Here is a 12,189-nt window from a genome sequence, read left to right as displayed (position 1 = left end):
TTTAATATGCTGCGCGTTTTAAACGATCATTCATGGATTTTCCTAAACCATAATCTGGTAGTTTTTCTACAATAATTACATCTAAATTTAAATGATCTAATTGATGCATAGCATCATATAAATTTGAAGCAGCTTCTTGAAGGTTTAAAGAAGTAGATAGCATAATCTCTTCAGCAACCAATTTTGTTTTGTGAGATTTAGAAAATGATAACAAACCTATTCTAGATGAAGTATGGCTTTTAATTTCACTATCTATAGCTGTAGTTAAAATGGTTTTCGTTTTTGGGGCATAATGCTTTTTCAGCATTCCAGGAGCATCTGGATTTTTCTCTTTTTCATTCATTACAGAGACAGCACCTACAGTACCTTCTATTTCTTCTATAGCCAATGCTCCTAATCTATAAATAATAGGTTCACCAGCTTCAAACCCAATTATAGTGGACTCAATTCCATTTTTACAAGGTCCACCATCTAAAACCATTTTAAGTTTATCTTTAAAGTAACGTTCTACGTGTTCTGGTTTAGTTGGACTGATATTATTAAATGGATTTGCACTTGGAGCAGCTAAAGGAAATGATAATCTACTTAATAATTCTAAAGTAGTGCTATGATTTGGAATTCTAACAGCTACTGTATCTTTACCAGCTGTAATTAAATTTGGGATATTTTTATTTTTTTTTAAGACTAATGTCATAGAGCCAGGCCAAAATTTCTCTGCAAGCAGTTTTGCTTTTTCAGGAATTTCATCAACAATTTTGTCTAATTGATCTAAACTAGAAATATGCACAATTAAAGGATTAAAAAGAGGCCTTTGTTTTGTTTCAAAAATAGATTGAATCGCTTTTTCGCTAAAAATATTACCCCCTAATCCATACACAGTTTCTGTAGGGATTGCAACTAATTCTTCATTTTCTAATATAGAAATTGCTTTTTGTATATCTTTAGAAATAATACTCATGTGTCACAAAATTACATATAAAATACTTTTATTGCTCTAAAAATTAGCATCAACTTTAAATGTCATTTTTTCATTCGTTGTTGGGTGCAAAAATGATATGTATTCTGCATGTAAATGCAATCTATTCGATTTTTTGCCATACAAATCGTCACCAATAATTGGTGTATTTAAACCTTTTTTGTGAGCTGCATGTAATCTAAGTTGGTGAGTTCTTCCTGTTATTGGGTAAAAATGGATACGAGTTTTATTGTCTTCTTTTTTAATTACAGTCCATTTTGTTTCTGCATTTTTACCATGAGTAAAATCTACCAATTGTTTTGGCCTGTCATCTAAATCTACTCTTAAAGGCAATTTAATTTTGCCACTTTCTTTAGATAGATTTCCATCTAAAAGAGCAACATATCTTTTTTTAACTGTTCTATTAATAAACTGACTTTGTACTTTTTTATTGGCTGCTTTGGTTTTGGTAAGCACTAAAATACCAGATGTAGACATATCTAGCCTGTGCACAATTAAAGGACCAGTTGCATTAGGGTATTGTTTTTTAATTCTTGTGTAAACAGAATCTGTAATCGTTTTACCTGGCACAGATAAAAATTCTGATGGCTTGTTTACAATTATTAAATCATCGTCTTCAAAAATAATTTCTAATTGTTTTTCTACTGATAAATTTTCTAACAATAAGTTAGAATCAATACTTATACCCGTAAGCATGTGCTCTAAAATAGGTTTACACCTACTTTGACAGGCAGGGTAGTAATTTTTATGTTTCCTAACAGCAGAATTTGGTGAAATTCCCCACCAAAATTCGGCCATGCAAATAGGTTTTAAATTATTCGCAAATGCATATTGTAGTAATTTAGGAGCAGCACATTCGCCAGAACCTGCAGGAGGTTGTATATCTGGATCATTAAAAATATCTAATAAGCTTTTTAAGTTTTTATCCTTATTTAAAAATGCATATTTACTAAATAACGTTTGCTGTAAGAAATTTGATTTTTTTTTTCGCTCAATCTTTAAAGCCGCTATTTGTTTGGTATAATAATTTACTTTTTCTTTTAAATGGAGTAGTTTATCATCATAATAACCTACTAATTCTTTATAAAAAAACTGCTGATTGTAACTTTCTTGTTTTAGAGTATTTTCTAGATTTTGATAATCAACATTATTCAAAGATGTTTTAGCTTCTTTCTTTTTTTGTTTTCTTAAAGATCGTGCTTCATTTATTTTTTTACGTTGGTAAGCTAAATCTACAGCAATAGCATTTTCTAAATTTTCTAGTTTTTTTAAGTACTCTTTGTAATCCGTGTTTTTATGAATATTGGTTAATCGTGCATTAATCGCATCAATTTCTAATTCCCCTTTTATGTAAAAACTACCTTCAGTTCTCATATTAAAAACAGGGGGGACAAATTTTTCTGGTAAACTTTTATCTTGTAATTTTCCTGAAAATGCTGCTAAATACCCAATTTTATTTTTTGCATTTTGTACTATTAAAACACCAAACATTTTACCAATGGCGTTTTCTAAATTATCCTTCTTCAGTCCAAAATTATGGTTAAAATCTTTTTGAGTTAATAAGTATACTTGTAATTCACTTGCTGCAATTTTTGCTAACGTATGAGGTTCATAATAAAATGGAAACGTAAATTTTCTAGGAAGTTTAATTGAAGAAATTGGAGTTTTAAATTCCTGAAAATATTTTGGTTTCATGAAAAAAAATAGTTGTTTTTTTGGGTATTATTAAGTTTTTTTGTTAGTGAGCTTGAAGCCAATTTTGCCCAATTCCCATTTCTACATCTAGAGGAACAGTCATTTTAAAAGCATTTTCCATTTCGGCTTTTATAATAGGTTTAATAGTTTCGAGTTCATCTTTGTGTGCATCAAAAACCAATTCATCATGCACTTGTAACAGTATTTTAGATTTAAAACCTTCTTTTAAAAATCGTTTATGAATGTTTATCATTGCTAGTTTTATAATGTCTGCAGCAGAACCTTGTATTGGTGCATTTACAGCATTTCTTTCAGCACCACTTCTAACCATAGCATTTCTAGAATTAATATCTTTTAAATACCTACGTCTATTTAAAACAGTTTCTACATAACCATGTTCTCTTGCAAAATCTACTTGGGCAGACATGTATGCTTTTAGTTTAGGATAGGTTTCGTAATAGGTGTCAATTAATTCTTTTGCTTCACCTCTGCTTAAGTCTGTTTGGTTACTTAAGCCAAATGCAGAAACCCCATAAACAATACCAAAGTTTACAGTTTTTGCATTACTTCTTTGTTCACGAGTAACATCCTTAATATCAACACCAAAAACTTTAGCAGCTGTAGAAGCATGAATGTCTTCGCCATTTTTAAAAGCATTAATCATGGTTTCTTCCTCACTTAAAGCAGCAATAATTCGTAATTCTATTTGGCTATAATCTGCAGCTAGTAATACATAATTGTCGTCTTTAGGCACAAAAGCTTTACGAACTTCACGTCCTCTTTCTGTTCTAATAGGTATGTTTTGTAAATTTGGGTTGTTAGAACTCAATCGACCAGTTGCAGCCACAGCTTGCATGTATTGTGTATGAATTCTCCCTGTTTTTGGGTTGATTTCATTAGGTAAGGCATCTACATATGTGCTTTTCAGTTTTTTGTATTGCCTGTATTCTTGAATGTCTCTAATTATTTTATGGTCTTTTGCTAGGAAAGATAAGATGTCTTCACCAGTTTTATACTGACCCGTTTTTGTCTTTTTAGGCTTATCTACCAACTTCATGTTTTCGAACAAAACAATACCTAATTGTTTAGGAGATGCAATATTAAATTCTTCTCCTGCTTGTTCGTAAATGTCTTTTTCTAATCTGTTGAGATCATCAGTTAAAGCTGTAGAAAGTTGTTTTAAAAAGTCTGTATCAATATTAATTCCTTCAATTTCCATAGCAGTTAAAACAGAAACTAAAGGCAATTCTACATTATTAAAAAGTTCAGTAACATTACCACTTTCTAACTCTTTTGTAAAATGTTGTTTTAGTTGATAAGTGATGTCTGCATCTTCAACAGCATATTCTGTTTGATCTTTAATAGGTACAACTCTCATAGAAAGCTGATTTTTACCTTTTTTACCAATCAATTCTGTTATTGAAACAGGTAGATAGTTTAAATACGTCTCAGCCAAAACATCCATATTGTGCCTCATATCTGGGTTAATTAGATAGTGAGCAATCATGGTATCAAATAATTTACCTTTAACAGGCATGTTGTAGTTTGATAAAACCTTGATGTCGTATTTTAAATTATGACCAACTTTCTCTATTGTTTCAGCTTCAAAAAATGGACTGAATTCTTCTAAGATAGTTTTAGTTTCTTCCTGATTTTCTGGAAATGAAACATAATATCCTTTACCGTTTTCATATGAAAATGCAATTCCTATTAACTCTACCTCTAATGCTTTTAAACCTGTTGTTTCAGTATCAAAACAAACAGAAGTTTGTTGCATTAGCTTTTTAATTAATAATTTACGAGATAGAGGACTATCTATATGTTGATAAAAATGATTTGTATTTGTAATCGTTTTAAAGCCAGATAAACTTTCTTCTTGAGTTATACTTCCAGAACCAGGAGCTGCAAATAAATCGAATTGACCTTCTGAATTTGTTGCTGCTTTTTTAGGAGTATCTGTATTTTTTGGTGAATTGTCAGAAGCATTAGTTGTAGTTTCTATAACAAATGTTTTTAAGAAATTTGTTAATAGTTGTCTAAATTCTAATTCATTAAAAATTTCTTCTACTTTTTCTAAGTCTGGCTGATCTAAAGTAAAATCTTTAGCATTAAAAGTAACAGGCACATCTAACATAATTGTAGCTAACTTTTTAGAAAGTAAACCAAGCTCGCCATTTGCTTCAATCTTTTCTTTCATTTTACCTTTTAGCTGATCAGTGTTGGCTAATAAGCCTTCCATAGAACCAAATTGAGCTAAAAATTTCTTTGCAGTTTTTTCTCCAACTCCAGGTAAACCAGGAATGTTATCTGCAGAATCACCCATCATTCCTAAAAAATCTATGACTTGTAAAGGTTCTGTAACTTGGAATTTCTCTAAAACTTCAGGCACTCCCCAAATATCATAACCACCTCCAAAACGTGGTTTATACATAAAAATATTTTCTGATACTAACTGTGCGAAATCTTTATCTGGTGTAACCATAAAGGTTTTGTAACCCTCTTTTTCTGCCTGTTTAGAAAGTGTACCAATAACATCATCTGCTTCAAAACCTTCTTTAACCATAATTGGTATGTGCATGGCTTCTAAGATACTAAAGATATAAGGTATGGCTTGAGTTATAGGTTCTGGAGTAGCATCTCTATTGGCTTTGTATTCCTGAAACATTTCTACTCTATCTGCACTACCACCTTTATCAAAACAAACCGCTAAATGATCTGGTCTTTCACGTTTGATGACATCTAAAAGTGAGTTCATAAAACCCATAATAGCAGAGGTGTCTAAGCCTTTAGAATTTATTCTAGGGTTTTTAATAAATGCGTAATATCCTCTAAATATTAATGCGTAAGCATCAACTAGAAATAGTCTTTTTTGGTCTGCCATTTTATTTTTATATCTTAAAAGATAAAACTACAAAAAACAAAAATAAATTAAGCTTTATATTCTGCCGATTTTAGTCCTTTTTGAAATGGAGCTTTTAGTTGATAAAGTACATCATCTGATTTTTCTGAATCTAAAATATCTACTCCATAAATAATATCATTGGTGTCTTCGTAAATGAATGTTCCAAAAATACGATCCCAAAAAGAAAAGATATTTCCAAAGTTAGTGTCTGTCCAAGGCATTACATGATGATGATGAAATTTATGTGTATTTGGTGAAATAAACACATAACTAATAGCTTTATCTAGCCAAAGAGGAAGTTGAATGTCTGCATGTGAAAAATAGGTGAAAAGTACAGTTAGTATTCTATAAATTAAATAATAAGCCAAAGGTAAGCCAGCTATTATAATTCCTAATAGGGCAAAAGTTTCTCTAAAAATAAAATCTATTGGATGGTGTCTTGTGCCAGAGGTAACATCTACATGCCTATCACTGTGATGTACAGTGTGAAAACGCCACATTACAGGTATTTTGTGCAACATAAAATGCACTACATATTGAGACATAAAATCTAAAATCATAATGGCTAGAATAATTTCTACCCAAACAGGAAAATCAACCAAATTTAATAAGCCAAAATTATTGGTGTTTAACCATAGAAAAATACCAACAGTAATCAAGCCAAAAATTACATTTATTAAAATAGTAGAACCTAACAATACAAAGTTTGTTTTGGCATGTTTCCATTTATTATATTTATGTTTTTTTAGAGGATAAACACCTTCTAAAATCCAAAATACAGATAGGCAACCTACAATCCATATTAATTTTTGTACACTGGTTAGGTTTTCGAAAAAAGCAACAATTGCATCCATTTACTTGAATATTTATGTTATAAAACTAAGAAAAACTTTAACAAGTTGTTAAAAATCAATCGTTTTTTAACAGTTATCTTTGTTTTAAAAATAACTTCTATGCCTCGTTGGTTAATACCTTTAATAATTTTAGTAATTGTAATAGTTGCAGTAGAGATTTATACTTTTCAAGCTTTTAAAACAATCTCTAAAAATAAGTGGGTTCGCTTTTCATTTATAGCAGTTAGTGCTGCAGTTTATGTCAATTTTTTGATAACAATGTTAACTTATGATAGAGGAAATGGACAAACACCACGTTTTCAAATGGCAATGGGTCTAATGTTAACTTTGGCTATACCAAAGCTAGTAGTTATTGTTTTTCTTTTTGGTGAAGATGTTTATAGGTGGATTGTAAAGTTAATCTCTGCTGTTTCCAGTGGAGAAACAAAATCGATTCCAAGCAGAAGAAAGTTTATTTCTCAATTGGCTTTAGGTATTGCAACAATACCTTTTGTGTCTTTTATCTATGGTATTATTCAAGGAAAATACAATTATAAAGTAATAAAATATCAATTATCTTTTGATGATTTACCAGCTGCTTTTGATGGCTATACCATTACTCAGATTTCAGATATTCATTCAGGGAGTTTTACAAACCGAGAAAAAATTCAATATGGGGTAGATTTAATTAATGAACAACAATCAGATTTGTTATTATTTACAGGCGATATTGTAAACAATAAAGCTGATGAAATGGATGATTGGATTGATGTTTTTGATAAACTAGTTGCAAAAGAAGGTAAGTATGCAATTTTAGGGAATCATGACTATGGAGATTATATGGATTGGAAAACCCCTCAAGATAAAATTGATAATTTTGAGAAAGTAAAAAACATACATAAAAAAATTGGATTCGATTTATTGTTGGACGAACACAGGTGTATTGAAAAAAATGGAGAGAGAATTGCGCTTTTAGGAGTTGAAAACTGGGGAAAAGGATTTAATCAAGCTGGAGATTTAGGAAAAGCGTCTTCAGGAATTCAGAAAGAAGATTTTAAAATATTAATGAGTCACGATCCGAGTCACTGGCAGGAAAAAGTTAAGAAAGACGATTTTAATTACCACCTTACTTTAAGTGGGCACACCCATGGCTTACAAATGGGTATTGAAATTCCTGGATTTTTAAAATGGAGCCCCTCACAATACGTCTACAAACAATGGGCAGGTTTATATGAGGAGTTTGGTAGATTTATAAATGTGAATAGAGGTTTTGGTTATCATGCATTTCCGGGAAGAGTTGGTATTTGGCCAGAAATTACTGTTATAGAATTGAAAAAAGCCTGACAATCAGTCAATTTAAATAGAATTGTTATCTTTGTAACAGATTTAAAAGCAAAATTTTACAATTTTTTCCCTCTTAAAAATTATTTTATGACAAAATTTGGAGAATTAATTAGCGTTGAAAAGCCAGTTTTAATTGACTTTTATCAAGATTGGGACGATGTTCAAAGTACAGTAGACACTCTTAGAGATGTAGCTGCAGCCTTAGGTGATAGAGCCAAAGTAATTAAGATTGATATTAAACAAAATGAAACCTTAGCAGACGCCTTGAGAGTTAAAGGGAATCCTACTTTTATGATTTATAAAAGCGGAGAAATGAAATGGCGTCAAACTGGTATGCAAGATGCAAATACCTTAATTGGTCTAGTTCAGAAATATCTTTAACAAGTTAAATAGTAAACAAAAAAACCGCAAACTTAAAGTTTGCGGTTTTTTTACTCTGCATTCTCTGGCATTATATGCTGAAAGAGATTTAGTGTCTTATTAAATTCATCTTGCAACTCTTTTATAAATTCTTGATCTGTATCATATTGTGACACTTGATCGATAATTCCTCTATAAAGGTATCTAAAGGTAACATCGAATTCTTCAAAAATAATGTCAAAGTCTTCTGAAGAAAATGTACTAAACCAAATTAACTTCTCTTTAAATAAACTAATTAGATCTTCTGCATTTTTTCTAGCTTTTTTTACTTCACCTAGTTTATAATACATTTCTGGATACTCCATAGATAAACTATAATGATCAAAATCTTCTATAGGCATTTTATCTAATGATAAATCTAAAACTTCAATAGCTCTAATGGTGTCTCCTTCTTCAGCAAATGCTGCAGATAAACGCATTAGACTGTTTCTTAAAGAAATAACATTTCTTTTTGTTTGTTCGTCTAAATAGATTTTACCATCGTTAATGTTTCTCCAATCCCATTTTTGGATATTGTTATACATTTTTTCGGTATCTATTCTACCAATATCAAATAAAGTAAGTTCACGAACCATTTGTCCATTTTCATTGAACACTTTTGTTGGTGTTTTAATAGGTACTAGTTTAAATGCAACTCCATCTAATTGTAAGTAATCTTTAAGCCAAACATATTCACTGTTAGTATTAGAACCACCAGTAAAATAAATTGGTCTTTCCCAATTAAAGTTATTAAGAATATCCAGCATTAAGATGGTGTTTTTAGCAATAGCTCTATCTATAGTTATATCTATATAAGGCACAATTTTATCAGCGTCTTTTTGAGCTACAATACCATATTTTAATACGTTTTCTTTATTAACAGGAATACGAATTTTATTGGTTGGTAATATTTTTTCTGGATTACCATCTTCATCTAAATCATAAAAAGTCCGTTTACTATCACTTCTAATCCATTTCATAAAATCTTTTAGTTCTAGAACTGAATCTTTTAATTGAGGAAATAATTCTTGAAAGTAATAGGCAACATCTAGTGTTCCATACTTATACTCATCATGTGTTAATTCTGATGGAATTGGATCTGCATCGTAACTTTTCTTTTTCATTTGGTCGATATACCAATCTGTTTGAAAAAGACTAGTGTTTACTAGTTTAACATCGGTTCTAACGCCTTCTACTTCTTGCATGTACCAAAGAGGGAAGGTGTCATTATCACCAATAGTGAACATGATGGCATTAGGATCTGTACTTTCTAAATAGGCTTGTGCATTTAAATGGGTGGTGTATCTGTTAGATCTATCATGATCATCCCAATTTTGATAAGCCATTAATACAGGTGCTGCCAATAAAGAGGCAATAGTAACTGCAATAGCCACTTTTTTACGAGTTGCAAAGTTTTTTAAATATTCATACAATGCTAGTACACCAAAACCTATCCAAATTGCAAAAATGTAAAAACTACCTACAACTGCATAATCTCTCTCTCTTGGTTCAAAAGGTCTAGGGTTTGTATAGAAAATAATAGCAAAACCTGTAAAAGCAAAAAATAAAAATAAAGCAAAGAAGTTTTTCTTATCCCATTTAATCTGAAAGAACAAACCTACTAAGCCTAATAAAAGTGGAAGAAAATAATAAGTGTTTCGTCCTTTATTTAGTAGTGCTTGCCAAGGTAACATTTCTTGAGAACCAAGCCTTGCTTCATCAATAAAATCAATTCCACTTAACCAATTACCATTAAAAATGTCTAATCTACCTTGAGTATCATTTTGACGACCTACAAAGTTCCACATAAAATAGCGCCCATACATATAGCCGAATTGATAGCTAATCATAAATTTTATATTCTCTGCAAATGTTGGTCTTCTTTTGCTATTTTTTGGAATACCAGCAATAGCTTTGTACATTTCTTCAGAAGAAGGGTTAACCATTCTAGGAATAAAACCTTTATGTTTGTCAGAGTAATTAGGCAAAACATCTTTGTAAACATTTACAATAACATACTTGTCTTTTCCTTTTACAACCTTTTTTTCATATTTAGGCTTATCATCTCTAGTTGGGTTATCTCTGTCTCTTTCATCACTGTATTTATTAGAATAATAAGTGTCATAAAAAACATTAGCATCTCCATACTGTTCTCGCTCATAGTAAGCTAATAACTCACGAGCGCTAGAAGGATTATTTTCGTTAATTGTAGTGTTTGCATTTGCTCTAATAGGAAGCATCATCCAAGAAGAAAAACCAATGACAATAAATAATAACGATAAGATGAGTGTATTTGCAGTAAGTTTATTTTTTTTTCTAGTAAATTTTAAACCAAAAAAGAAAAGTGCTACTAGAATAATTGCAGCAATAATACTACCAGAATTAAAGGGTAAACCAATAGAATTAACAAAAAATAATTCTGCTGCACTAAAGAATTTTAATGTAAAAGGGAATATAAACTTAAAGACTAAAACTAATACTAAAACTGAAAATATTGTAGCTATTGCAGAAGTTTTTAAGTTGATGTTTTTATAGGTTTTAAAGAAATATAACACTACAATTGCGGGTATTACCAACAAAGAAAGTATATGAACACCAAAAGATAAACCAACTACAAAGCTAATTAGTACAAGCCATTTGTTTCCTCTTGGTGTATGAATTTCACTTTCCCATTTTAAACCTAACCAAAATAAAAGCGCCATTAAAAATGATGACATTGCGTATACTTCTCCTTCTACAGCACTAAACCAAAAACTATCAGAAAATGTGTAAGTAAGAGAACCAACTAAACTACTTCCTAAAACGGCAATTCTTTTGCCTTTAGAAATGCTACCTGTTTTTCCAGACAATTTTAAAGCCAAATTACTAATGGTCCAAAACATAAAAAGAATAGTAAACGCACTAGCTAAAGCAGACATAAAGTTTACCATTTTTGCAATCTGAGTAACGTCAGTAGTAAACATTGCAAAGAATGCACCTAACATTTGAAAAAGAGGAGCACCTGGAGGGTGCCCTACTTCTAATTTTACAGAGGTAGCTATATATTCTCCAACATCCCAAGCACTTACAGTTGGCTCTAAAGTTAAACTATAAGTTATTAAGGCAATTGCAAAGGAAACCCATCCTAAAATGATGTTCCATTTTGTATAATTTTTTTCGTTCATTTTAACCTAATATTCTATTAGCGAATGTACTAATAAATATGAAAAAAAGAAGGTTTTGAGTCGTTTTCTAAACGGTTAACTCCTCACAAAAGTTTGTTAAAAGCAAAATTTTCAAAAAAATGTTTGTGAATTTAAAACTTTACTTTAAATTTGCACCCTCATTAAAGTATTGGCCTATGGTGTAATTGGTAACACACCGGTTTTTGGTACCGACATTCAAGGTTCGAGTCCTTGTAGGCCAACTAACCGGGACAAATCATTTTTTTTAGATTTGTCCCTTTTTTTATACCCTTGATTTACCTTGTTAAACTGGGCTATTTTACTCAAAATGGGATTAACATCCGCGGTTCGAACTTTTTTATTTTCAAATTGAAATTTTCAGGGAATATCGAACCAATTAGTCTTCTTTTGTTGTCGATTTGACTAATAGTGTATTGATTTTCAATATTTTGAATTATTTTAATTGGTTATCGTGGTTTGCTTGGGAGAACATGATGAGCGAAATTATTTCTTTTTTAGAAATGGGAAAATAATTACGAATTAGATACACAATTTTTGTGTATCTAATTTCTTTCTTTTATATACTTAAACAACAATCATAATTACAGATACATTTAATCATTAAGAAATAGGTAAATTCTTCAAAGAAATATAATATATTTTGATTATTATATTTTTTCTATCAACACAATATCAAATTTAGAATTAAAAATTACTTTCCCTTGATTTACTTTTACAAATTGACCAGAATAAAAATCTTTTAAATCCTCTCCATTTTTAAAGATAGATGAAACATTCATTTCTTTTTTGCCTTTTGATAAATTAATTCCAATTACAACTTTATCTTCTTCTCTAACTCTTGAAAAAACTAAACCA

7 protein-coding genes, 1 tRNA gene and 1 pseudogene are annotated in these 12,189 nt (G+C 30.4%); 3 read left to right on the top strand and 6 right to left on the bottom strand.

Features of this window, described 5'->3' with window-relative positions:
* Position 1: 1 nt before the first annotated feature.
* Genes Q0L44_RS00045 through Q0L44_RS00030 form a run of 4 tightly spaced genes read right to left on the bottom strand, consistent with a single transcriptional unit; the run spans position 2 to position 6,427 of the window.
* Complete coding sequence (locus Q0L44_RS00045; RefSeq protein WP_296633593.1) at positions 2-958, bottom strand: L-threonylcarbamoyladenylate synthase; 957 nt, start codon at positions 956-958, stop codon at positions 2-4.
* 36 nt (positions 959-994) lie between these two features.
* On the bottom strand, positions 995-2,671 hold the full coding sequence (locus Q0L44_RS00040) for an RluA family pseudouridine synthase (RefSeq protein ID WP_296633590.1): 1,677 nt from the start codon (positions 2,669-2,671) through the stop codon (positions 995-997).
* 43 nt (positions 2,672-2,714) lie between these two features.
* Positions 2,715-5,552 carry a DNA polymerase I gene (gene polA, locus Q0L44_RS00035; protein ID WP_296633588.1) on the bottom strand — a complete coding sequence of 946 codons (2,838 nt, stop codon included), beginning with the start codon at positions 5,550-5,552 and terminating at the stop codon, positions 2,715-2,717.
* Positions 5,553-5,599: 47 nt separating this feature from the next.
* A complete protein-coding gene (locus tag Q0L44_RS00030) occupies positions 5,600-6,427 on the bottom strand; it encodes a sterol desaturase family protein (RefSeq protein ID WP_296633585.1) in 828 nt (275 codons plus the stop codon).
* 99 nt (positions 6,428-6,526) lie between these two features.
* Here Q0L44_RS00030 and Q0L44_RS00025 point away from each other — a divergent pair, with 99 nt between their 5' ends.
* On the top strand, positions 6,527-7,750 hold the full coding sequence (locus Q0L44_RS00025; RefSeq protein WP_296633582.1) for a metallophosphoesterase: 1,224 nt from the start codon (positions 6,527-6,529) through the stop codon (positions 7,748-7,750).
* An 87-nt stretch (positions 7,751-7,837) separates the two neighbouring features.
* Positions 7,838-8,131, top strand: a complete 294-nt coding sequence (locus Q0L44_RS00020) for a thioredoxin family protein (protein ID WP_296633578.1) — start codon at positions 7,838-7,840, stop codon at positions 8,129-8,131.
* Positions 8,132-8,181: 50 nt separating this feature from the next.
* On the opposite strand, the gene Q0L44_RS00015 is transcribed toward Q0L44_RS00020, so the two are convergent.
* Positions 8,182-11,313, bottom strand: a complete 3,132-nt coding sequence (locus tag Q0L44_RS00015) for a DUF2723 domain-containing protein (protein ID WP_296633575.1) — start codon at positions 11,311-11,313, stop codon at positions 8,182-8,184.
* A gap of 170 nt (positions 11,314-11,483) precedes the next feature.
* On the opposite strand from Q0L44_RS00015, the gene Q0L44_RS00010 reads away from it, so the two are divergent.
* Positions 11,484-11,555: transfer RNA gene (locus Q0L44_RS00010), tRNA-Gln, on the top strand.
* Positions 11,556-11,981: 426 nt separating this feature from the next.
* Here the strand turns inward: Q0L44_RS00010 and Q0L44_RS00005 are convergent.
* Positions 11,982-12,189: pseudogene (locus Q0L44_RS00005) on the bottom strand (alpha-amylase); the annotation flags it as partial.

Source organism: Polaribacter sp. (assembly GCF_024639685.1).
Lineage (GTDB): Bacteria > Bacteroidota > Bacteroidia > Flavobacteriales > Flavobacteriaceae > Polaribacter.
This window is presented reverse-complemented; position numbering and strand designations above follow the sequence as displayed.